This is a genomic window from Mycobacterium lehmannii (genome assembly GCF_001499925.1).
Classification (GTDB): domain Bacteria; phylum Actinomycetota; class Actinomycetes; order Mycobacteriales; family Mycobacteriaceae; genus Mycobacterium; species Mycobacterium lehmannii.
On record NZ_LQIR01000012.1, the window covers coordinates 338,958 to 360,055 of the forward strand.

The 21,098-nt window shown below is 67.3% G+C and carries 21 protein-coding genes; 11 read left to right on the forward strand and 10 right to left on the reverse strand.

The window, feature by feature from the left end; translation table 11 throughout:
• Positions 1 to 684, reverse strand: a complete 684-nt coding sequence (locus tag AU192_RS09610; protein ID WP_064395534.1) for a hypothetical protein — start codon at positions 682 to 684, stop codon at positions 1 to 3.
• 30 nt (positions 685 to 714) lie between these two features.
• Between AU192_RS09610 and AU192_RS09615 the strand changes: the two genes are divergently transcribed.
• Positions 715 to 1,128 (forward strand): SRPBCC family protein, encoded by a 414-nt coding sequence (locus tag AU192_RS09615; protein ID WP_064395535.1) that lies wholly within the window; start codon positions 715 to 717, stop codon positions 1,126 to 1,128.
• On the opposite strand, the gene AU192_RS09620 is transcribed toward AU192_RS09615, so the two are convergent.
• On the reverse strand, positions 1,125 to 1,355 hold the full coding sequence (locus AU192_RS09620; RefSeq protein ID WP_064395536.1) for a hypothetical protein: 231 nt from the start codon (positions 1,353 to 1,355) through the stop codon (positions 1,125 to 1,127). The two genes, AU192_RS09615 and AU192_RS09620, sit on opposite strands and share 4 nt — an antisense overlap.
• Before the next feature lie 87 nt (positions 1,356 to 1,442).
• Here AU192_RS09620 and AU192_RS09625 point away from each other — a divergent pair, with 87 nt between their 5' ends.
• Together AU192_RS09625 and ilvA are read left to right on the forward strand one after the other, a co-directional pair.
• Positions 1,443 to 1,880 (forward strand): nitroreductase family deazaflavin-dependent oxidoreductase, encoded by a 438-nt coding sequence (locus AU192_RS09625; RefSeq protein WP_064395537.1) that lies wholly within the window; start codon positions 1,443 to 1,445, stop codon positions 1,878 to 1,880.
• Positions 1,881 to 1,909: 29 nt separating this feature from the next.
• Positions 1,910 to 3,190, forward strand: a complete 1,281-nt coding sequence (gene ilvA, locus AU192_RS09630; protein ID WP_064395538.1) for a threonine ammonia-lyase IlvA — start codon at positions 1,910 to 1,912, stop codon at positions 3,188 to 3,190.
• Between the two features lie 18 nt (positions 3,191 to 3,208).
• On the opposite strand, the gene treZ is transcribed toward ilvA, so the two are convergent.
• The 4 genes from treZ to AU192_RS09650 are packed head-to-tail and all read right to left on the reverse strand — an operon-like array spanning position 3,209 to position 11,586.
• On the reverse strand, positions 3,209 to 4,933 hold the full coding sequence (gene treZ, locus AU192_RS09635; protein WP_064395539.1) for a malto-oligosyltrehalose trehalohydrolase: 1,725 nt from the start codon (positions 4,931 to 4,933) through the stop codon (positions 3,209 to 3,211).
• The gene (treY, locus tag AU192_RS09640; protein ID WP_064395642.1) at positions 4,926 to 7,247 is read right to left on the reverse strand and encodes a malto-oligosyltrehalose synthase; all 2,322 of its coding nucleotides are present in this window, start codon (positions 7,245 to 7,247) and stop codon (positions 4,926 to 4,928) included. Before treY ends, treZ begins: the two co-directional genes overlap by 8 nt.
• An 11-nt stretch (positions 7,248 to 7,258) precedes the next feature.
• Entirely contained in the window at positions 7,259 to 9,409 is a 2,151-nt protein-coding gene (glgX, locus tag AU192_RS09645; protein ID WP_064395643.1) for a glycogen debranching protein GlgX, read from the reverse strand.
• The gene (locus tag AU192_RS09650) at positions 9,409 to 11,586 is read right to left on the reverse strand and encodes an acyltransferase family protein (protein WP_064395540.1); all 2,178 of its coding nucleotides are present in this window, start codon (positions 11,584 to 11,586) and stop codon (positions 9,409 to 9,411) included. Before AU192_RS09650 ends, glgX begins: the two co-directional genes overlap by 1 nt.
• Positions 11,587 to 11,618: 32 nt before the next feature.
• Between AU192_RS09650 and AU192_RS09655 the strand changes: the two genes are divergently transcribed.
• From AU192_RS09655 to AU192_RS09670, 4 genes are all read left to right on the forward strand, one after another.
• Positions 11,619 to 12,905, forward strand: coding sequence for an adenosylmethionine--8-amino-7-oxononanoate transaminase (locus AU192_RS09655; protein WP_064395541.1), 1,287 nt, complete (start codon positions 11,619 to 11,621; stop codon positions 12,903 to 12,905).
• A gap of 120 nt (positions 12,906 to 13,025) precedes the next feature.
• Positions 13,026 to 14,174 (forward strand): 8-amino-7-oxononanoate synthase, encoded by a 1,149-nt coding sequence (locus AU192_RS09660; protein ID WP_064395542.1) that lies wholly within the window; start codon positions 13,026 to 13,028, stop codon positions 14,172 to 14,174.
• Positions 14,171 to 14,836, forward strand: a complete 666-nt coding sequence (gene bioD / locus AU192_RS09665; RefSeq protein ID WP_064395543.1) for a dethiobiotin synthase — start codon at positions 14,171 to 14,173, stop codon at positions 14,834 to 14,836. Before AU192_RS09660 ends, bioD begins: the two co-directional genes overlap by 4 nt.
• 2 nt (positions 14,837 to 14,838) lie before the next feature.
• Complete coding sequence (locus AU192_RS09670; RefSeq protein WP_064395544.1) at positions 14,839 to 15,360, forward strand: 2'-5' RNA ligase family protein; 522 nt, start codon at positions 14,839 to 14,841, stop codon at positions 15,358 to 15,360.
• Here the strand turns inward: AU192_RS09670 and AU192_RS09675 are convergent.
• On the reverse strand, positions 15,353 to 15,688 hold the full coding sequence (locus AU192_RS09675; protein ID WP_064395545.1) for an MmcQ/YjbR family DNA-binding protein: 336 nt from the start codon (positions 15,686 to 15,688) through the stop codon (positions 15,353 to 15,355). The genes AU192_RS09670 and AU192_RS09675 overlap by 8 nt on opposite strands.
• A 23-nt stretch (positions 15,689 to 15,711) precedes the next feature.
• Here AU192_RS09675 and AU192_RS09680 point away from each other — a divergent pair, with 23 nt between their 5' ends.
• Positions 15,712 to 16,542, forward strand: coding sequence for a hypothetical protein (locus AU192_RS09680; RefSeq protein ID WP_064395546.1), 831 nt, complete (start codon positions 15,712 to 15,714; stop codon positions 16,540 to 16,542).
• On the opposite strand, the gene AU192_RS09685 is transcribed toward AU192_RS09680, so the two are convergent.
• Positions 16,539 to 17,117 carry a TetR family transcriptional regulator gene (locus AU192_RS09685; RefSeq protein ID WP_064395547.1) on the reverse strand — a complete coding sequence of 193 codons (579 nt, stop codon included), beginning with the start codon at positions 17,115 to 17,117 and terminating at the stop codon, positions 16,539 to 16,541. The two genes, AU192_RS09680 and AU192_RS09685, sit on opposite strands and share 4 nt — an antisense overlap.
• A 47-nt stretch (positions 17,118 to 17,164) precedes the next feature.
• Between AU192_RS09685 and bioB the strand changes: the two genes are divergently transcribed.
• Genes bioB through AU192_RS09700 form a run of 3 tightly spaced genes read left to right on the forward strand, consistent with a single transcriptional unit; the run spans position 17,165 to position 19,029 of the window.
• Complete coding sequence (gene bioB, locus AU192_RS09690) at positions 17,165 to 18,160, forward strand: biotin synthase BioB (RefSeq protein ID WP_064395548.1); 996 nt, start codon at positions 17,165 to 17,167, stop codon at positions 18,158 to 18,160.
• A 24-nt stretch (positions 18,161 to 18,184) separates the two neighbouring features.
• Positions 18,185 to 18,376, forward strand: a complete 192-nt coding sequence (gene bsaP / locus AU192_RS09695) for a biotin synthase auxiliary protein BsaP (protein WP_064395549.1) — start codon at positions 18,185 to 18,187, stop codon at positions 18,374 to 18,376.
• A complete protein-coding gene (locus AU192_RS09700) occupies positions 18,373 to 19,029 on the forward strand; it encodes a DUF2567 domain-containing protein (RefSeq protein WP_064395550.1) in 657 nt (218 codons plus the stop codon). The genes bsaP and AU192_RS09700 overlap by 4 nt, the downstream gene beginning before the upstream one ends.
• Here AU192_RS09700 and AU192_RS09705 read toward each other — a convergent pair.
• Positions 18,986 to 20,323 (reverse strand): lipase family protein, encoded by a 1,338-nt coding sequence (locus tag AU192_RS09705; protein ID WP_064395551.1) that lies wholly within the window; start codon positions 20,321 to 20,323, stop codon positions 18,986 to 18,988. The genes AU192_RS09700 and AU192_RS09705 overlap by 44 nt on opposite strands.
• Before the next feature lie 42 nt (positions 20,324 to 20,365).
• A complete protein-coding gene (locus tag AU192_RS09710; protein WP_064395552.1) occupies positions 20,366 to 21,070 on the reverse strand; it encodes an NUDIX hydrolase in 705 nt (234 codons plus the stop codon).
• Positions 21,071 to 21,098 lie beyond the last annotated feature (28 nt).

The following is a 21,098-nucleotide window of genomic DNA, read 5'->3' on the forward strand; positions in this document are numbered from 1 at the left end:
TCAGTTCAGAACATTGACCGCCCGCGCGATGACGAGCCCGGCGGTGCCCAGCGCGACGATCGCCTGCACCGTCATCATCATCTTGGCCCACCGGGCCAGCGGCATGGTGTCGGTCGGAGAGAACGCCATCACGTTGGTCACGCTGACGTAGAGGTAGTCGATGAACGTGGGTCGCCAATCCGGTTCGGCCACATGCGGAGTCGTCATCTGCGGGAACAGGAAATCGGGATAGGGTCGTTCTCCTGCACGCCGCGCGAACGGCCCGCCCCGGTCCAACTCCCAGTACCAGATACCGAACACGATCACATTCGTCACGATGATCGAGGCGCCGCTGCCCAGCAGCACCGCCGCGTCGTTGCTTTCGTCGCCGCTGAGGATGCCGAAGGCCAGCACGACCGCCGAAAGCGTGTTGTCGAGGGTGATCGCCGCCAGCAGAACCCATGTGGTGTACCGGCCGAACCGCGTGCGCCGGGTCATGACACGCGGGTTGATGGCCAGCAGCGCCAGCAGCAGAAGCCCCTCCAACACCACCAGCGGCCAACGGGGGACCAGCGTGTAGTCCTTCGGGATCGCGAGCTGCAACGCCATGACCGCCACCACCGCGATCAGCACGGGCATCGTGCTCTCCGGATCGCCGCGCCGCAACCAGGCCGGCGCGCGGTGCTGTTCCGGCGGTGACTCCATTCCGTCATTGTGATGCGCCAGGATGGTTGGATGGAGTCACGACACGTCAGCACCTGGATCGCCGCGCCGCCCGAGGCCGTCTACGAGTTCGCCGCGGACCCGCAGACGTGGCCTCGGTGGGCGGCGGGTCTCGCACAGGGCGGCCTCCGCCAGACTCCGAGCGGTTGGGTGGCCGATTCACCGATGGGCGAGGTGACCGTCGAGTTCTCGCCGCGCAACGATCTCGGCGTGCTCGACCACGTCGTGCGTCTGCCTACCGGGGAAGCGGTCTACAACCCGATGCGGGTGCAGCCCTGGAGTGTGCCGACCGACGCTGGCGAGCCGCGGTGCGAGGTGGTGTTCAGCGTGCGCCGACGGCCGGCGATGACCGACGAGGAGTTCGATGCCGACACCGAAGCGGTGGCGGCCGACCTGGCGACGCTCAAGAGGCTGATCGAGGACTAAGTGCGCGGCGAGCAGAGCGCGCTGAACGCCAGCCATGTGACGGTTCCGACCGCGGCACCGGTCAGCACCGCGGTGGCCGTCGTCGCGGTGGCGATCCCGACGACCAGCGCCACCAGCGCGCCGAGCACCAGAGCGATCAGCTTGTATGCCGGCCACGGCACCCCCGCCACCGACACGTCGCACGTCACGCGTGCGGCTGCGGTGCGGAAGTTACCTGCGGTGGTCATAACACCCACGATAGCTCGTAACCTATTTTTCGGCCACCCGAACACCGGATCAGGCCGGCGGATCTTCAGTGCGTCTACGCTGATGGGATGCCACTTTCCGGAGAGTATGAGCCCAGCCCGTGGGACTGGGTGAGGGAGCACGCCGACCGAATCACCGAATCCGGCACCACCGCGGGTGTGGAGATGAAGGGCAAGCCGCTCATCCTGCTGACGACCGTCGGCGCGAAGACGGGCAAGATCCGCAAGACCCCGCTGATGCGGGTGGAACACGACGGCCAGTATGCGGTGGTGGCCTCGTTGGGCGGCGCCCCCAAGCATCCGGTCTGGTACCACAACATCAAGGCCCATCCGCGGGTGGAACTGCAGGACGGCGCGGTGACCAGGGAATATGAGGCTCGGGAGGTCACCGGCGAGGAGAAGGCCGTCTGGTGGGAGCGCGCCGTGTCCGCGTGGCCCGACTACGCCGAGTATCAGAGGAAGACCGACCGCCAGATCCCGGTGTTCGTGCTGACCCCGATTTCTTGAAAACCGCTGGTTGGTGGCACCATTGACCGGTGTCCGCTGAACTGAGGCAAAGCCCGAGGACGTCGCCACTTCGTGCGGCGGATATCGATGAGGCCGCTCAGCGCATTGCGGACGTCGTCCTGCGCAGCCCGCTGGAACTCAGCGAGAGGCTCTCGGATGCCACCGGCGCTGCGGTGTATCTGAAGCGCGAGGATCTGCAGCCGGTGCGGTCCTACAAGTTGCGCGGCGCGCACAACCTGCTGATGCAGTTGTCCCCCGACGAGTTGGCCGCAGGCGTGGTGTGCTCGTCGGCGGGCAATCACGCGCAGGGCTTCGCGATGGCATGCCGCTCGATGGGCGTGCGCGGCCGGGTCTACGTGCCGGGCAAGACGCCGAAGCAGAAGCGCGACCGGATCCGATACCACGGCCGCGAGTTCATCGAGTTGATCGTCGGCGGCCGGACCTACGACGACGCCGCGGCCGCCGCGGCCGAAGACATCGCCCGCACGGGTGCGACGTTGGTGCCGCCTTACGACGATCTGCGCACGATGGCCGGACAGGGCACGATCGCCGCCGAGGTCATCGATCAGCTCGACACCGAACCCGACCTGGTCGTCGTCCCGGTCGGGGGCGGCGGATGCATCGCCGGCATCACCACCTATCTGGTCGAACGAACCAGCGGCACCTCCGTGTTGGGCGTCGAGCCGGCGGGGGCGCCCGCGATGATCGCGGCGCTGGCGGCCGGTGAGCCGGTGACGATCGACGACGTGGACCAGTTCGTCGACGGTGCGGCGGTGAAGCGTGCGGGAACGCTGCCGTACGAGGTGCTGGCGGCGGCCGGCGACATGGTATCGATGACGACCGTCGACGAGGGCGCCGTATGCACCGCGATGCTCGACCTATACCAGAACGAGGGCATCATCGCCGAGCCGGCGGGAGCGCTGTCGGTGGCCGCGTTGATGGAGGCCGACATTGAGCCGGGATCGACTGTGGTGTGCGTGATCTCGGGCGGCAACAACGACGTGTCGCGCTACGGCGAGGTGCTGGAGCGTTCGCTGGTGCATCTCGGCCTCAAGCACTACTTCCTGGTCGACTTCCCGCAGGAACCGGGCGCGCTGCGCCGGTTCCTCGACCAGATCCTCGGCCCCAACGACGACATCACCTTGTTCGAGTACGTCAAGCGCAACAACCGCGAGACCGGTGAGGCGCTGGTCGGGATCGAGTTGGGTTCGGCGACCGACTTCGAGGGCCTGCTCGAGCGCATGCGCGCCTCGGACATCCACGTCGAGGCGCTCGAACCGGACTCACCGGCGTACCGCTACCTGCTCTGAGGCAATCGGCGCACGACTTCACGTTCGGCGGATGACGGTAAAGGAATGCCCCTCGATGCGGGTGGTGTCCTCGGCGACCTCGGGCTCGCCCCAAGCCAGCACCACCTCGCCGGTGACCGGGACGTCGACCGCGTCGGTGCCCAGATTGCATGCGATCGACAGCGACCCGCGGTGCATCACGATCCAGCGCCGGTCTTCGTCGTAGTCGATCCCGAGGTTGTCCAGCCACGGGTCGGCCATATCGGGCTCGTTGTGCCGCAACGCGATCAGCTCGCGGTATACCCGCCGCAGTCGGCCGTGGTCGCCCTCGTCGATCTCATCCCAGTTCAGCTTCGAGCGCTCGAATGTCTCGGGGTCTTGCGGATCGGGGATCTCGTCGGCGTCCCAGCCATGTTCGGCGAACTCGCGCTTGCGGCCCTCCGCCGTGGCCCGCGCCAGTTCGGGCTCCGGATGCGAGCTGAAAAACTGGAACGGCGACGACGACCCCCATTCCTCGCCCATGAAAAGCATGGCCGTATAAGGGCTTCCGAGCGCTAAGGCGGCTTTGACGGCGAGTTGACCGAACGTCAGGTTCTGCGACGGCCGGTCTCCGACGGCGCGGTTGCCCACCTGATCGTGGGTCAATGTATACGCCAGTAGGCGGGTGCCCGGAATCGTGGCGGTGTCCAACGGTCGCCCGTGCCTGCGGTGCCGAAACGACGAGTACGTGCCGGCGTGGTAGTAACCGTTCTTCAACGTGGTGGCCAGCGCCTCGACGGTTCCGAAATCGTTGTAGTAGCCCTGCTGTTCGCCGGACACTGCGGAGTGGATCGCGTGGTGGATGTCGTCGTCCCACTGCGCGGTCATCCCCAAGCCGCCCTGGTCGCGGGGGGTGATGAGCCGCGGATCGTTGAGGTCGCTCTCGGCGATCAACGACAGTGGCCGGCCCAACTCTGCTGCCAGCGCATCGGTTTCGGCTGATAGCTCTTCGAGGATGTGGATCGCCGTCGTGTCGACGAGGGCGTGCACCGCATCCAGACGCAGCCCGTCGGCGTGGAAGTCGCGCATCCAACGCAGGGCGCAGTCGATGATGTAGCGCCGCACCTCGTCGGCGTCGGCGTCGGCGATGTTGATCGACTCGCCCCACGGATTGCTGCCCGTCGACAGGTACGGACCGAACATGGGCAGGTAGTTACCCGAGGGGCCCAGGTGGTTGAACACGGCGTCGATCAGCACCCCGAGTCCACGTTCGTGGCAGGCGTTGATCAGGCGCACGAGCGCGTCGGGCCCGCCGTAGGGTTCGTGGACGGCGTACCACAGCACACCGTCGTAACCCCACCCGTGGGTGCCACCGAAGGCGTTGACCGGCATCAGCTCAATGAGGTCGACGCCGAGGTCGACGAGGTAGTCCAGCTTCTCGATCACCGCGTCGAAAGTGCCTTCGAAAGTGAAGGTTCCGACGTGCAATTCGTAGATCACCGCACCCTCGATCGAGCGCCCGGACCAGTCGCCGTCCGTCCATGCCGACGGATCCGGTTGCCACAGCTGCGACCTCTCGTGCACACCGTCGGGCTGACGGGGGGAGCGGGGGTCGGGGAGCACCTTGGGGTCGTCGTCGAGGACGAAACCGTAGCGCGCGTCGGGACGGGCCTCGACGTCGGCGCGCCACCACCCGTCGTCGGAGCGGGTCATGTCGTACAGTTCACCGTCGACGTCGAGCTTGACCCGGTGCGGTCGCGGCGCCCACACGCTGAATTCAGCCATCGACCCGCTCCAACAGTACGACCGGCAGTTCGGTGAAGAGTTCGGCGGCCAGCACCCGCCCGGTGTGCCGGCGCCCGCCGATGCGGTCCGCCCAGGTGCCTGCGGGCAGAGTGAGACCTGTTTCTCCCCAGCCGGTTTCGGAGAGCCGTACGGAGTGCCGGGTGACGGCGGTCAGCACGTCGTCACCGCGCTGGAACGCCACGAGGTGTTGCGCCGCCGGCCCGTCGGCCAGCACGGGGGTGTAACCGCCCGTCGAAAACGTCGTGGGCCGCTCCCGCCGGACCGCCAGCGCGGAGGTGACCACCCGCAGCTTCGGATGGCGCATCGCCTCCAACGCCTTGCGGCGAGCCGCGTAGTCGACGGGTCTGCGGTTGTCCGGGTCGACCAGGCTGTCCTCCCACAGTTCGGTGCCCTGGTAGACGTCGGGGACCCCGGGCACGGTGAGCGCCAACAGTTTCTGGCCCAGCGCGTCGCTGCGGGCATGCAGGTCGAGCCGTGCGACCAAACCGGTCAACTCGGTGGCCACCGGGCCGTCGATCACGGCGTCGATCCAGGTGTGAAGCCGGGTTTCGAAACCTTCGTCCGGATCGTTCCAGGTGGTGTGCACCGCGGCTTCGCGGATGGCCTTCTCCGCGTAGGCGTGCAGTCGCTCGCGCAGCTCCTCGGTGACCGTTCCGTCCGCAGGCCAGACCCCGAACACGTTCTGCAACAGAAAGAATACGGTGGCGCGGTCGGGAGATGGAGTGCGTTCCTCCCACGCGGTGACGTACTGCGCCCACAGCGACGGAACCTGCGACAGCACCCCGATGCGCGCGCGCACGTCCTCACCGCGTTTGGTGTCGTGGGTGGTCGTCGCGACCATCGCATCAGGCCACATCCGCGCGCGCACCGCAGCCCGCTGGTGGAATTCGGCGACGCTGACCCCGAAATGGTGCGGTTCGGAACCGACCTCGTTGAGGGAGACCAGCCGCGCGTCGCGATAGAACAGGCAGTCCTCCATTGACTTCGCCGTCGCCGCACCGCACAGTTGCTGCAACCGGACCTCGGCCTCGTTGTTGACCGCCAGCGCGGTCGTGATCAAGGCCAGGGGCTCGGCCAATTCAGGCTCTGCACTGGCTGTTTCGGCCAGCGCGCTGGGCAGGACACCCGACAGCGAGCGGTAGTCGCAGCGGTAGACGTCGATGTGGCTGAGCAGAGCCGCGATCGCCGCGGGCAGGTCGTCATGGTCGGTACCGATGGCGCCGACGATGGTGCGGCGCAACCGGGCCAGCTCGCTGCCCAGGGTGACCGTGACGGCATTCGCCTTGAGCGTGCGCGCCAGATCCGGCATCGAGCTGTAGGCCAACCCGGTGGAGTCGAACAGGTCGGTCAGCGGTTCCTCGCCCGACGGGTCGATGAATACGCCGCCGATTTCTCGCATCGCGTCATAACCGGTGGTGCCGGCGACCGGCAGCGTCGGTTCCAGCGGCTCGTCGGCGGCCAGGATCTTCTCGATCACGATCCAGGCATCGGGTCCGGTGAGTTCGCGCAGCCAGGTCAGATAGCCAGCCGGATCCGACAGCCCGTCCGGGTGGTCGATGCGGATGCCGTCGACCAATTCCTCGTCGAACCACCGTTTCACCTCGGCGTGGGTGGCATCGAAAACGGCGCGGTCCTCTTGGCGCAATCCGGCCAGCGAGGTGATCGAGAAGAACCGGCGATAGCCGCAGATACCGGACATTTCGCCCGTCGCTTCGCTCGCCCCGGCCTTCCAGCCGATCAGGTGATAGTGCTGCCGATCGTGCACCTGCGGACCGGTCCCGTCCTCGGTGCCGGGTGCGATCGGGTACACGAGGTCGCCGAGGCGTAGCACGGGCTCAGCGCCGCTGGCGTCGACCTCGAGATTGTCGGCGTCGTCGTTGGATCCGAGCACCGGCACTACGACGCGCCCGCCGTCGAGGTCCCAGTCGATGTCGAAATAGGACGCGTAGGCCGACTCGCGCCCGTGCTTGAGCACGTCCCACCACCACGCGTTATGCCGCGGTTTCTCCACACCGACGTGATTGGGCACGATATCAACGATCAAGCCGATGCCCTTGTCGCGGGCCGCGCGCGACAGGCGCGCGAACCCCTCGGGTCCACCGAGTTCGGCGGACACCGTCGTGGGATCGGTGACGTCGTAACCGTGGGTGGAGCCTTCGGCCGCGGTCAGGATCGGCGACAGGTACAGGTGGGAAACGCCGAGCGCCGCGTAATAGTCGAGCAGGTTCTCGGCGTCGGCGAAAGTGAAAGCGTCGCCGCGCATTTGGAGACGGTACGTGGATCGGACGGGCATGTGTCGCGCCATCAGGCCGTCTTACGCATCACCAGCAGGGAGCGCGCAGGCAGCAAGATCTTCTCCCCGGCCTTGGCCACCAGCTCGGTGGACCCGGTGGCGTCTGCGGTGTCGAGCGCCGCGGTCCACTCCTTCGCGTAGTAACCCGAGGGGGTGACGAAGTGCTGTGGACGGTCATGGGCGTTGAAACACAACAGGAACGAGTCGTCGACGACCCGCTCTCCGCGTTCGTTCGGCGCCGAGATGGCGTCACCGTTGAGGAACACCGCAACACATTTGCCCAACCCGGTGCCCCAGTCCTCGAGGGTCATCTCCTCACCGGCGGGGGTCAACCACGCGATGTCGCGCACCTGATCGCCGCTGCGGATCGGCTTGCCCTCAAAGAACCTGCGCCTGCGGAACACCGGGTGGTCCTTGCGCAGCTGGGTGACCTTACGGGTGAACTCGAGCAGGTCGGCGTTCTTCTCGCACAACGACCAGTCCATCCAGGAGAGCTCGGAGTCCTGGCAGTAGACGTTGTTGTTGCCCCGCTGGGTGCGGCCGATCTCGTCGCCGTGCGAGATCATCGGCGTGCCCTGCGAAACCATCAACGTGCCCATGATGTTGCGCATCTGCTTACCGCGTAGCGCCAGAATGTCCGGATCGTCGGTCAGACCCTCGACACCGCAGTTCCACGACCGGTTGTGGCTCTCGCCGTCGCGGTTGTCCTCGCCGTTGGCCTCGTTGTGTTTCTCGTTGTAGGACACCAGGTCGTTCAACGTGAAGCCGTCGTGGCAGGTGACGAAGTTGATGCTCGCACTAGGGCGCCGGCCGGTCGCCTCGTAGAGGTCGGACGAACCGGTCAGCCGCGATGCGAACTCGCCGAGGGTTGCGGGCTCGCCCCGCCAGTAATCACGCACAGTGTCGCGATACTTCCCGTTCCACTCGGTCCACAAACCTGGGAAGTTGCCGACCTGATAGCCGCCTTCGCCGACGTCCCACGGTTCGGCGATCAGCTTGACCTGACTGACCACCGGATCCTGTTGCACCAGGTCGAAAAACGCGCTCAACCGGTCGACGTCGTAGAACTCCCGGGCCAGGGTGGCGGCCAGGTCGAAGCGGAACCCGTCGACGTGCATCTCCATCACCCAGTAGCGCAGCGAGTCCATGATCAGCTGGAGGGTGTGGGGATGGCGGGCGTTGAGGCTGTTGCCGGTGCCGGTGAAGTCCTTGTACAGGCGCAGATCGCCGTCGAGTAGCCGGTAGTAGGCGGCGTTGTCGATGCCCCGGAAGTTCAGTGTCGGACCGAGGTGGTTGCCCTCGGCGGTGTGGTTGTAGACCACGTCGAGGATGACCTCGATCCCGGCCTCGTGGAACGCGCGCACCATGGTCTTGAACTCGGCGACCGCGCCGCCGGCGTGTTTGTTGGCCGCGTACTCGTGATGTGGTGCGAAGAACCCGAAAGTGTTGTAGCCCCAGTAGTTTCGCAGCCCGAGGTCGATGAGCCGGTGGTCGTGGAGGAACTGGTGCACCGGCATCAACTCGATGGCGGTCACGTTCAGCGACTTCAGGTGGTCGATGATCACCGGATGGTGCAGGCCGGCGTAGGTGCCCCGGAGCCCGTCGGGGATGCCAGGATGTCGCTGCGTCATGCCCTTGACGTGGGCCTCGTAGATCACCGTCTCGTGGTAGGGCGTGCGCGGTGCGCGGTCGGAAACCCAGTCGAAGTACGGGTTGATCACGACGCTGGTCATGGTGTGCCCGAGGGAGTCGATGCGGGGTGGGGTACCGCCGGAGGCGAGATCCTCGGCGTTCAAGTCGTAGGAGAACAGCGCCTGGGAGAACTCGAAGTCACCGTGGAACGACTTGCCGTACGGGTCGAGCAGCAGCTTGCTCGGGTCGCACCGGTGGCCGGCCGCGGGGTCCCACGGGCCGTGCACGCGAAAGCCGTAGCGCTGTCCCGGGGTGACCGTCGGCAGGTAGCAGTGCCAGACGTAGCCGTCGACCTCCTCGAGGTTGATGCGCTCCTCGCCGCCGTCCTTGCCGATCAGGCAGAGTTCGACTCGATCGGCCACCTCGGAGAACACCGAGAAGTTGGTGCCCGCGCCGTCGTAGGTTGCCCCGAGGGGATAGGCCACCCCCGGCCAGACGGTGGGTACCGCCGCCGGTTCGCCGGAAGGCATCAGCCAACCCACCAACCGGTGGCGGCGGCGATCTGACGCCCGAGTTCGGGCGCCATCGTGCGCATATACGTCTTCGAGATGTGATGAGCGTCGTGGTAGAGCAACACGTTCCCCTCCACAGCTCGGCAAATGTCCTTGCGGCACACCGCATCACTCATGTCGAGCGGCTTCATCAGCGGGAACCGCTTGACGAAATCGAGTGTCGGGTTGCGCTCCGAGAGTACGTCGGATCGCCGTGTTCCACAGGAGATAGCGTCACCGCCGTCGGCGAGGCAGTCAGCGGCGAAGAACGGTTCACCGTTCCGGACCAACCACGGCGTGTCCCGCATGGCCAAGATCGGGATCTTGTTGGCGGACAGTTCCTGCCAGATGCCGACATACGTCGAGGGCATCACATCGCCGGCCCTGATGTTCCATGGCCGCGTGGAGGTGGTGAAGACGTAGTCGGGCCGGTCGGCCACGATCTGGGCCATCACCCGCTTGTTCCACTCGTGGCACTTCGGGTACGGGCGGTTGTCGCCCATCACCAGCGGCACCTCCTCGGTGGTCAACGGGCAGCCCATCTTCAGGTAGGTGACCACCTTGAAGTGGTGCCGTTTGCCGAGCAGGTCGAGCGCGGTGATCCAGTGTTCGGCATGGGATCCGCCGGCAAGCGCGATGGTGCGTTTGGCGTTCTTGTCACCGTACGCGCAATTGATCACGTCGACGGTCTCGAAGTCGCTGATGCACCCGTCCTCAGTGGTCTCCGGCAAGTCGTTCTTGGCCTCCAGCACGCTCGGGCGCATCGGCAGCTTGGGCACCCTGGCATTGCTCAGCAGAGCAGCGGCGCCGGGGTAGTCCTGTGTCGAAAGCGACACGAGCTCCGCGCCGTTGGTGCGTTGGACGAGCACATGCTCACGCCACGTGAACGAGGTGACGGTCAACGCCACACCGAGCAGGGCGACCACGGACCCCAGCACCACCGGCGGCCTGCGCCGGCGGGCCTTCTTCGGCGCGGCGGTGCGCTGGGCCGAGGAACTTCGGTAGCGCAGCGGGTTCTCGACGTACTTGGTGGTCAGCCACGCCAGCACCCCGGACAACAGCAGGACCACCGCCCCTTCGAGGAAGGTGGCGCGACTGTGCCCGGTGTAGGACAGCCAGAAGATCAGCAGCGGCCAGTGCCAGAGATACAGCGAGTAGGCCATCGCGCCCAGCGATACGAAGGGCGCCGTGGCCAGCAGCCGGTTGGGCAGCGGCATCCGTCCTGCGGTGTGCGGGTCGGCCACCCGGTTCGCCGCGGACAGGATGAACAGGACGGTGGCGCCGACGGGGACCAGCGCCCACGGCCCGGGGAACTCCTTGACGCCGTCGATCAGTGCGCCGCACGACAGGATCGCCGCCAGCGCCACCACCGCGGCCGTCGTCCGCAGCCACATCGGCATCCGCAGATGCGTTACGAGCGCACCGACCAGCGCACCGAGCAGCAGCTCCCACGCCCTGGCGAAGCTGTTGTAGTACGCGGTGGCTTGGTCGGCGTTGTGGGCGTGGACGGCGTAGATGAACGACGCGATGGTCAGCGCGCTGAGCAGCACGACGAACGCCACCCGGGTGTATCGGCCGAAGACCCGGCGAAACAGCAAGGCGGACAGGAAGATTATGGCCAGGAACGCGATGTAGAACTGGCCCTGCACCGACATCGACCAGATGTGCTGCAGCGGGCTGACCGCCTCGCCCGCGCGCAGGTAGTTCGACGCGGAGTTGGCCAGTTCCCAGTTCTGGAAGTAGCCGAGGCTCGCCAGGCTCTGGTCGGCGAAGGTCTCCCATCGCGTCTGCGGCTGGATCAGGACGGTCAGCACGGCCGACGCCGCGAGCACGACGACCAGGGCGGGCAGCAGCCGCCGGATCAGCCGTGTCACCTCCGGACGCGGCCGCAGCGACACGCCCGGCGTCATCGCCGAACGCAGCAACCGGCCGCCGAAGAAGAAGCCGGACAGCGCCAGAAACACGTCCACACCGCCGGACACCCGGCCGAACCACACGTGGAACACCGCGACGAGCGCGATCGCGATACCGCGCAAACCGTCGAGGTCATGCCGGTAGGCCGCTGAGGAGCGGCTGCCGGTCGAGGCTTTCGCGGCGCGCAACGGACGTCCCGGATAGCTGACGGGCGCCGACCGGGGAGGGGCGAGGGTCATCATGGTCGACCGATAATCTACCGAAGGTGCCAGCCATGACGCCCGCCGAGATCGGTGCGATCGACGCCGCCCACGTCTGGCATCCCTACAGCACGATCGGCGCGGAAGCCTTGGCTCCCGTCGTCGCGGTCGGTGCGCGCGGCGCTTGGCTCAGCCTCCATCACGACGGGCGCGAGGTGCGGGTTCTCGACGCGATGGCGTCGTGGTGGACCGCGATCCACGGCCATGGTCATCCGGTGCTCGACGCGGCGATCACCGAGCAACTCGCCACCATGAATCACGTCATGTTCGGCGGGCTCACGCACGAACCGGCCGCACGGCTCGCGCAGTTACTGGTGGAAATCACTCCCGACGGCCTGGACACCGTGTTCTTCAGCGACTCGGGGTCGGTGTCGGTCGAGGTGGCCGTGAAGATGGCGCTGCAGTACTGGCGCAGCCGGGGTAGAGGTGCCAAGCATCGCCTGATGACGTGGCGCGGCGGGTACCACGGCGACACCTTCACCCCGATGAGCGTGTGCGACCCGGACGGCGGGATGCACCAGCTGTGGACGGACGTGTTGGTCGCCCAGGAGTTCGCACCGGCGGTGCCGCGCGATTACGACGCCGGCTACGTCCAGGCGTTCGAGAAGCAGTTGGTCGAACACGCCGACGAATTGGCCGCGGTGATCGTCGAACCCGTCGTGCAGGGCGCGGGCGGGATGCGATTCCACGACCCCCGCTACCTCGCCGAGCTGCGCGACATCTGCTCCCGGCACGAGGTGCTGCTGATCTTCGACGAGATCGCGACCGGCTTCGGCCGCACCGGTGAACTGTTCGCGGCCGACCATGCGGGCGTGAGCCCCGACATCATGTGCGTCGGCAAGGCCCTCACCGGCGGCTACATCACACTGGCGGCGACGCTCTGCACACGGGAGGTCGCCCACACGATCAGCTCCAACGAGCCGGGCGCCCTGATGCACGGGCCCACGTTCATGGCCAACGCGCTGGCATGCGCGGTCGCGGTCGCCGCGGTCGAGCTGCTACTCGACCAGGACTGGCGCACACGGGTCAGCGACATCGAGGCGGGACTGCGCTCGGGGCTGGCGCCCGCGTCATCGCTGCCCGCTGTGGCCGATGTGCGGGTGCTCGGCGCGATCGGCGTCATCGAGATGGACCGTCCCGTCGACCTGACGGTGGCGACGCCCGCGGCGCTGGAGCACGGCCTGTGGCTGCGCCCGTTCCGCAACCTCATCTATGCGATGCCGCCCTACATCTGCACGTCCGAGGAGATCGGGCAGATCACCGCGGGGATGGCTGCGGTTGCCCGGGCGCTAAGCGGTTGATCGCACGCACCCGGTGAGTGCAGGTAACCCGTTAAAGGCATCAGCGCAGGACCCGCATTTGTGGAGCCACACGCGGGTGCCCTAACCTGAACGCTGTTCAAGTCCTATGCGAGGAGCACGGTGACGCGCGCAGGTCTCTCACCGCTGGCGTGGCTCGACGATGTCGAAAGGCAGCGGCGCGCCGCGGGGCTGCGGCGATCCCTGCGTGCGCGACCACCCGTCAGCACCGAGCTCGACCTCGCCTCCAACGACTATCTGGGCCTGTCGCAGCATCCCGCGGTGATCGACGGCGGGGTGGCCGCATTGCGGACCTGGGGCGCGGGTTCCACCGGATCGCGCCTTGTCACCGGAAACACCGAACTGCACGAAGGTTTCGAAAAGGCGCTGGCCGGATTCGTCGGTGCCGAGGCTGCGCTGGTGTTCTCGTCGGGCTACACCGCCAACCTCGGCGCGGTCGTCGCATTGTCGGGTGCGGGGTCGCTGCTGGTGTCCGACGCGTTGACACACGCCTCGTTGGTCGACGCGTGCCGGTTGTCGCGGGCGCGGGTCGTCGTCACGCCACACCGCGACGTCGCCGCGGTGGAGGCGGCGGTGGCGGCGCGCCGCGAGGAGCGCGCGGTGGTACTGACGGATTCCGTCTTCTCCGCCGACGGGGACCTCGCACCGTTGCGCGCCCTGCACGACGTCTGCCGTCGCCACGGCGCACTGCTGATCGTTGACGAGGCGCACGGTCTCGGCGTCCGCGGCACGGGCGGACGCGGCCTGTTGCACGAAGTCGGCCTGGCCGGTGCGCCCGACATCGTGATGACGACGACGCTGTCCAAGGCGCTGGGCAGCCAAGGCGGTGTGGTGCTGGGTCCGACGGCTGTGCGTGACCACCTGATCGACGCGGCGCGGCCCTTCATCTTCGACACCGGGCTGGCGCCGGCCGCCGTCGGTACGGCCTGGGCTGCGCTCGACATCCTGGTCGCCGAGCCGTGGCGCGCACGGGCCGTGATCGACCGCGCCGCGGAGCTCGCGTCGATCTGCTCGGTGTCGGACCTTCCCGAATCGGCTGTCGTATCAGTGGTTCTCGGCGACGCAGACGTAGCCTTCGGCGCCGCGGTGGCATGCCTGGACCACGGTGTGCGCGTGGGGTGCTTCCGGCCGCCGACGGTGCCGGCAGGCACGTCGCGGCTGCGACTGACCGCGCGGGCGTCGCTGACCGACGACGAGATGCGGTTGGCGGCCGAGGTGCTCGCCGACGTGCTGGGGACCGCGCGCCGGTGAGCACGCTCCTCGTCACGGGCACCGACACCGGCGTCGGAAAGACGATCGCCACCGCAGCTCTGGCATGCCACGCCCGGTTCGCGGGCATCGACGTCGCGGTGTGCAAACCCGTACAGACCGGCAGCCCCCACGACGACGACCTCGCCGACGTCGGGCGGCTCTCGGGTGTGACCCGGCTGCATGGCGGATGGCGATACCCGGAACCGCTCGCGCCCGCCGCTGCCGCGCGCCGAGCGGGTATGACGCTGCCGACCCGCCCCGAACTGGTCGAGTCGGTGCGGGCCGCGGCCGCGTCGCTGACGCTGGTGGAGGGGGCCGGCGGGCTGCTTGTCGAGATCGGAGCGGGGACCACGCTGCGCGACCTCGCGGCCGACCTGGGTGCACCGGTATTGGTGGTCGTCGGGGCCGGGCTCGGCACGCTCAACCACACCGCGCTGACACTGGAAGCGCTTGCACACGAGGGTGTTCCGTGTGCCGGCCTGGTGATCGGCGCGTGGCCGTCGTCGCCGGGAGTCGCCGAGCAGGGCAACCGCGCCGCGCTGGCAGAACTGGCTCCCGTGCGGGGGATCCTGCCTGCGGGTTCCGGCGCGCTGACCGCGTCGCAGTTCGAGCGCATGAGCGCCGATACCTTCGACTCCGCGTGGGTCAAGAGTTTGGTCTAGACATGGTGCATTCGGTCGAGCTGGTCTTCGACCCGGACACGGACGCGAAGATCCGCGGTGTCTGGGATGACCTGACACGCGCCGGGATCCGCAGTCAGGCGAACAACATGTCGCCGAGCAATCGGCCACATGTCACGGTGACCGTCGCCGAGAGCCTCGACGAGGTGGCCAACACCGCGCTCCGTCCGGTGCTGGAGCGACTGCCGCTGGACTGCACCATCGGGGCGCCGATGCTGTTCGGCGGTCGTGTCTTCACGCTGGTGCGGCTGGTGGTGCCCTCCGAAGAACTGCTGGCGTTGCATCGCCGAGTGCATGCGCTGTGCCTGCCGCACATGCCCAACGGCGTACTGGGCCATGCGGATCCGGGGCAGTGGACACCGCATGTGACGTTGGCGCGTCGCGTCGCACCCGACAAGGTGCCCGCCGCGCTGACGATCAAGTCGGTGGGGCGCGACCTGCGGGGCACGCTGACCGGGCTGCGTCACTGGGACGGTGACAAGCGGATCGAGTATCCGATCAACTGACCGTTGCGCCAACGCTTTTCGGCACACACATCCGCCAACCGTCGATCACCAGTTCGCGTAGTTCACCGTGGTCGATCGCGTCGAGCTTGACCAGTATCCAGTTGAACCGCATCTCCGACTTGCGCGGCAGCCCGAACTTCTCGGGCTCGGCGGCCACCATCGCGGCCCGCTCCTCCTTAAGAAAGGCGACGCCCATCACCGTCTCGTCGCGCGAAAACGCGACGTAGACGAGGCGCCCCACCCGGAACCTGATGCTGTCGCGGACCACGGCCTCGTACGACCGCGGCAAGGTCGCGGTGATACGTCGCACAGCGTCGACGGTGATCACGTACGCAACGCTAGTCGAGTGCTATGAGATCGCTGCTGATCTGCCATTTCGCGACGATCGGTCCGGTAACTTACGCCTCGGTGGCCAAGCAATCGGAGCAGGATGCCGGGATGTCGGGCTGGAGTCCGGGACGGCAGCATTGGTGGACGACGACGGCGATCGCGATCATCGGCGCCATCGTCGGTGGCACCTCGCTGATCATGAATTTCTTCTACCAGCCCAGTCCGCCTCCGACCACGATCGAGTCGGCCCATTCGGAGTTCATGAAGTTGAGTTACTCCGACCGGATCGATCGGTGCGTGCCCTACATCTCCGAGCATGCCGACGCCTGGCGCGACAAGTGGCGCGCCGCGCTCGACGACTCCGGCACCTCCCGTCAGAAAGCGCCCGTACCGTTTGCGGTTCTCGACGACGCGAACGCCACGGGTCAGGCGATCGTCAACACCTATCTGACCGTGGTCGACCACGCCGAGAAGTCGGCGCCGACCGACGAAGGCGAAAATCTGCTCTCGTGCGTGTACGCCCCGGTTCTCAAAATGGATCCGGCCAACACTTATCCGGATGTGGAATCCCTTGTCGGAAGCGGTAATGAAGCACCCAAAGCCGACAACGTCGTCGTACATGAGAGCCCGCTCTACGAACAAGGTGAATTCGCCGGTGTGACGGCCGAGGGTCGCCCGAACAAGATCGTCGAGGTGATCATTCGGCCCGGGCCCAGCGAGACACACCGCCAGCTCGGCTTCGCGATGGTCAGTGGGCACGACCAGGGGGTGCAAATGTGGGCCCTCACCGCATCCATCGACGCCGGAGATCCTCGGTGGATGAACGACATCGAGAATTACCGCGGCTTCTAGGCCGGTTGCTCTTGTCTGCCGCGGATACCGCTGATGAGCAGACCCACCCCGAAGCGGAACCGGGCGGACGCATCCTCGGTGAGCACCGACTGGTCGCCGGGCAGGTCGGCGCCGGCGGCGTCCCACTGCAGCCGCGACTGCTCGTCGACGGTGAAACCCAGCACGTAGTACACGACGGTGCGGGCGGCCAACTCCGCATGGCCGACAGGCACCCCGGCGTCGCAGGCGGCCTCGGTGAGCCGGTCGACGATCCGCGCCATCGCGGTCGACTGCCCGGCCGAGAAGCTGGCCGACACCAACTCGGCGCCGTCGGTATGCGACAACAGGGCATCGCGCAGCACCACGCAGATACTCGACACCCGGTCGCGCCAGCCTCCCGCGGCGTCGTTGACGGGCTCGAGGATTCGGTCGGCAACCGCACCCAGCAGCTCCTGCTTGCTGGTGAAGTGCCAGTACAGCGCGCCGGGGGAGACCTCGAGCTCGCGCGCGAGCCGCCGCATGGTCAGGTCGGCCAGACCGTAGCTGTCCAACAGCGCCGCCGCCGCGGCCACCACGTCGCGTTTGTGAAGCTGCACGGCCGTACCCTAACCTGAACACCGTTCAAGTGGCGAGAGGTGGATTGGTGAGCGACATTCTGGCAGTGGCACGTGAGCAGGTGCTCGAGCGCGGTGAAGGCCTGAACCAGGATCAGACGCTGCAAGTGCTGCAGTTGCCCGATGATCGCCTCGACGACCTGCTCGCGTTGGCACACGAGGTGCGCATGGCCTGGTGCGGCCCCGATGTGGAGGTCGAGGGCATCATCAGCCTCAAGACTGGCGGCTGCCCCGAGGACTGCCACTTCTGTTCGCAGTCAGGGCTTTTCGCCTCACCGGTCCGCAGCGCATGGCTGGATGTGCCGAGCCTCGTGGAGGCGGCCAAGCAGACCGCGAAGACCGGGGCGACGGAGTTCTGCATCGTGGCCGCGGTGCGCGGGCCCGACGAGCGGCTGCTGGCACAGGTCGCCGCGGGTATCGAGGCGATCCGCAACGAGGTCGACATCCAGATCGCCTGCTCGCTGGGCATGTTGACCAAGGAGCAGGTCGAGCGGCTCTCCGAGATGGGCGTGCACCGCTACAACCACAACCTGGAGACCGCGCGGTCGTTCTTCACCAACGTCGTCACCACGCACACCTGGGAAGAGCGCTGGGACACGCTGCAGATGGTTCGCGAGGCCGGCATGGAGGTGTGCTGTGGTGGAATTCTCGGCATGGGCGAAACCCTCGAACAGCGCGCCGAATTCGCCGCCAACCTGGCCGAACTCGATCCGCACGAGGTGCCGCTGAACTTCCTCAACCCCCGGCCGGGCACCCCGTTTGGCGACCTCGACGTGCTACCTGCCGCCGATGCGCTGCGGGCCGTGGCGGCCTTCCGCCTTGCGCTGCCCCGCACCATGCTGCGCTTCGCAGGCGGCCGGGAGATCACCCTCGGCGACCTCGGCGCCAAGAAGGGCATCCTCGGCGGGATCAACGCCGTCATCGTGGGCAACTACCTGACCACGCTGGGCCGGCCCGCCGAGTCCGACCTCGAACTGCTCGACGATCTGCAGATGCCGATCAAGGCGCTAAATGCCAGCCTCTGAGGCCGGCCGGTAGAACGTAGAAGTATGGCGTTCAACGTCTATACCGGCGAGCCCGACGGCACCGCTGTGCCGACCGCGGCCCAGTTGGGTCTGGAGCCGCCCCGGTTCTGCGCCGAATGCGGCAGGCGGATGATCGTCCAGGTGCGCCCCGACGGCTGGTCGGCTAAGTGCTCACGACACGGGCTGACCGATTCCAAAGATCTGGAGCAGCGATGAACGACGGTGCCCCGCCGCGGTTCTCACGTACCCGTGCGGCGCTGATGGTCGTCGTGGCACTGGCGGCGGCCGGTGCCCTGGTCGGCGCGCTGTGGGCGTTTCTGGCGCCGCCTGTCCACGGTGTCGTAGCGCTGACACGCGACGGTGATCGCGTCCGCGCACACCTGGGCAACGAAAGCGACCACTTCTTCGTCGCGGCCTTCCTGCTGGTCGGCTTGCTCTGCGTCGTGGGGGCCGTCGCCGCGGCGGCCGTGTGGCAGTGGCGCGCGCACCGGGGACCGGTGATGACCGCGGCACTGGCGGCGGGATGCATGCTGGCCGCGGTTGTGGCCGCCGGTGTGGGGGCGCTCCTGGTGCGCCTGCGCTACGGGACTATCGACATGGCCGCCGCACCGGTGACACCCGAGAACCGCGTGCACTACGTCGTGGAGGCGCCGCCGGTCTTCTTCGGGCCCTCCCCGATACAGGCGGTGCTAACCATACTTTTTCCCGCCGCGGTGGCCGCGCTCGTCTACTCGCTGGCCGCGGTGTCCACCGCGCGCGACGATCTGGGTGCCTGGCCGCCTGTCGAGGTGCCTGCGTTCGTGCCTCCGCCGACCGCGGCGGACGTCACAGCGGAGAGCGCTCCACCTTCCGGCCCGTCATCACCTTGACCGCGATGCGGACCAGCCGCGTCATTCCGACATAGGTCATCGGGTTCAGCAGCGTCGGCCACGTCGTGCGGACCAGATGCTCCGACAACGGCTTACCGTCGAACCGGTCGATCAGCCAGCGCAGCGCCATCGGCGACGACATCGGGTGCAGCAACATGTGTTCGCTGAACATGTCGCGGTGATAGGTCACCGATGCACCGCCACTGCGGTAGATCTCGGTGAGCTCGTCGATGTCGTCGACCGAGACGATCTTGTCGTGGACGGCCTGCACGATCAGCACGGGCGGGGTGGGCACCGCGGTGCCCAGCTTGATGCTGTCGAAGACGTGCTTGACCTCGGGCATATCGAGGATCTCGTTCAGCGGCCGGTCGACCAGCTTGCCCATGTCCATGCCCGCGAACCGCAGCACAGCCTGGGCGGTGGTCATGTCCTGGATGCGCATCAACATCGCCTTGCCGGCGTCGGTGGCGTGCTCCTGGATGACCCGGTCCAAGTCCGGATAGACGTGGCTCAGCGCGGCCACCACCATCGCGGGCAGCCCCGAGTACAGGCTGCCGTTGAGCCGCCGGTAGGCGTGTCCGAGGTCCCCGACGGGCGAGCCGAGCACGGCGCCGACGATATTGAGCTCAGGGGCGTACTGGCTGTGCATTTCGGCCGCCCATGCCGACGCCAGCCCGCCGCCTGAGTAACCCCACAGCCCGATCGGCGCCGATTCGTCGAGCCCGAGCCGTTCGCAGCTCACAGCCGCACGTAGGCCGTCGAGAATGCGGTATCCCGGCTCGTACGGCGTTCCCCACAGTCCGTGCGCGCCCTCGTGGTCGGGCACCGAAACGGCCCACCCTTCGGCGAGCGCGGCGGCGATCAGCAGGAACTCCAGCTGCGCGAGCGCCCCGGGAGCCAGCGCCTTGCGGCGCAGCGCGTAGGACGGGAAGCAGCGCGAGGACACCGCGTCGATCGCGCACTGGTAGGAGATCACGGGTATGACGTCGCGGTTCGTCCGCTCGGCGGGCACGATCACCGTGGTCACGGTGGCTTCCGCCGCACCATTCATGTCGGTGGTGCGGTACAGCAGCTGCGTCGCGGTGAACTTCTGCGGAATCAGGCCGAAAAAGGCCAGCTCGACATCACGGCTGCGCAGCACCGTGCCCGGTTCGGCGTGCTGAAAGCCGCTCGGCGGTTCATAGAACGGGTCCTCGTCGGGACGCAGCGGCCGGGAGCCGCGCGCCAGGTCCTCGTGGGGTACGTGCCCGATCCACTCGGCACCTGATGCTGGCGCGGCATTGCCCAGAGACATTCGGCCATTCTTACTTAAGGAACCGTTAAGAATCCAGTCGACTCACCCGGGCGGGCGCAGTGCGGCGAACTCGTCGGTCACGCGGTAGCGCGACTCAGTGAACCGGTACAGCGCCGCCGGGCGGCCACCGCTGCGACCGGACCGCGCCGTCGTGCCTGTGCGGGTGATGACTTTGCGGCGTTCGAGCACGCGTTGCAGATTGGTGGCGTCGACGTGGTGGCCGAGAGCGGCGCTGTAGATATCCCTCAATGCCGATATCGCGAATTCCGTTGGTGCCAGGGCGAATCCGATGTTGGTGTAGGAGAGTTTGGCGACGAGCCTGGTGCGCGCGTGTTCGACCATGGTGCCGTGGTCGAACGCCATCGGCGGCAGATCGTTGACCGGATGCCAGCGCGTGTCCGGCGGCAATTCCGGAACGGCGGGGGAGGGCACCAGCCCGAGGAAGGTCGACGCGATCGTCCGATCGCCGGGGACTCGACGGGGGTCGGAGAACACCGCGAGCTGCTCGAGGTGGGCAAGCTCACGTAGGTCAACTTTCTCGGCCAATTGACGGCGCACCGAGCTGGTCAGGTCCTCGTCGTCGCCGAGACGCCCGCCGGGAAGGGACCATTTTCCGCGTTGCGGATCGAGTGCGCGCTGCCATAACAGCACGTGAAGTGCTGGTTTCCGGTCGGTGTCCCCGTGAGTGAGTTCCCGAACCTGGAACACGGCGGCGAGCACCTCGTGGGCGGTGCTACTATGTGCCATGTTTTCGATTATAAGTCGAAAACTCGAT

Bases quoted from the DNA above. Each gene is read 5' to 3' on its own strand.
- AU192_RS09610 (WP_064395534.1), bottom strand. From the start codon at position 684: ATGGAGTCACCGCCGGAACAGCACCGCGCGCCGGCCTGGTTGCGGCGC.
- AU192_RS09615 (WP_064395535.1), top strand. From the start codon at position 715: ATGGAGTCACGACACGTCAGCACCTGGATCGCCGCGCCGCCCGAGGCC.
- AU192_RS09620 (WP_064395536.1), bottom strand. From the start codon at position 1,355: ATGACCACCGCAGGTAACTTCCGCACCGCAGCCGCACGCGTGACGTGC.
- AU192_RS09625 (WP_064395537.1), top strand. From the start codon at position 1,443: ATGCCACTTTCCGGAGAGTATGAGCCCAGCCCGTGGGACTGGGTGAGG.
- treZ (WP_064395539.1), bottom strand. From the start codon at position 4,933: ATGGCTGAATTCAGCGTGTGGGCGCCGCGACCGCACCGGGTCAAGCTC.
- treY (WP_064395642.1), bottom strand. From the start codon at position 7,247: ATGCCCGTCCGATCCACGTACCGTCTCCAAATGCGCGGCGACGCTTTC.
- glgX (WP_064395643.1), bottom strand. From the start codon at position 9,409: ATGCCTTCCGGCGAACCGGCGGCGGTACCCACCGTCTGGCCGGGGGTG.
- AU192_RS09650 (WP_064395540.1), bottom strand. From the start codon at position 11,586: ATGATGACCCTCGCCCCTCCCCGGTCGGCGCCCGTCAGCTATCCGGGA.
- AU192_RS09655 (WP_064395541.1), top strand. From the start codon at position 11,619: ATGACGCCCGCCGAGATCGGTGCGATCGACGCCGCCCACGTCTGGCAT.
- AU192_RS09670 (WP_064395544.1), top strand. From the start codon at position 14,839: ATGGTGCATTCGGTCGAGCTGGTCTTCGACCCGGACACGGACGCGAAG.
- AU192_RS09680 (WP_064395546.1), top strand. From the start codon at position 15,712: ATGAGATCGCTGCTGATCTGCCATTTCGCGACGATCGGTCCGGTAACT.
- bsaP (WP_064395549.1), top strand. From the start codon at position 18,185: ATGGCGTTCAACGTCTATACCGGCGAGCCCGACGGCACCGCTGTGCCG.
- AU192_RS09700 (WP_064395550.1), top strand. From the start codon at position 18,373: ATGAACGACGGTGCCCCGCCGCGGTTCTCACGTACCCGTGCGGCGCTG.
- AU192_RS09705 (WP_064395551.1), bottom strand. From the start codon at position 20,323: ATGTCTCTGGGCAATGCCGCGCCAGCATCAGGTGCCGAGTGGATCGGG.
- AU192_RS09710 (WP_064395552.1), bottom strand. From the start codon at position 21,070: ATGGCACATAGTAGCACCGCCCACGAGGTGCTCGCCGCCGTGTTCCAG.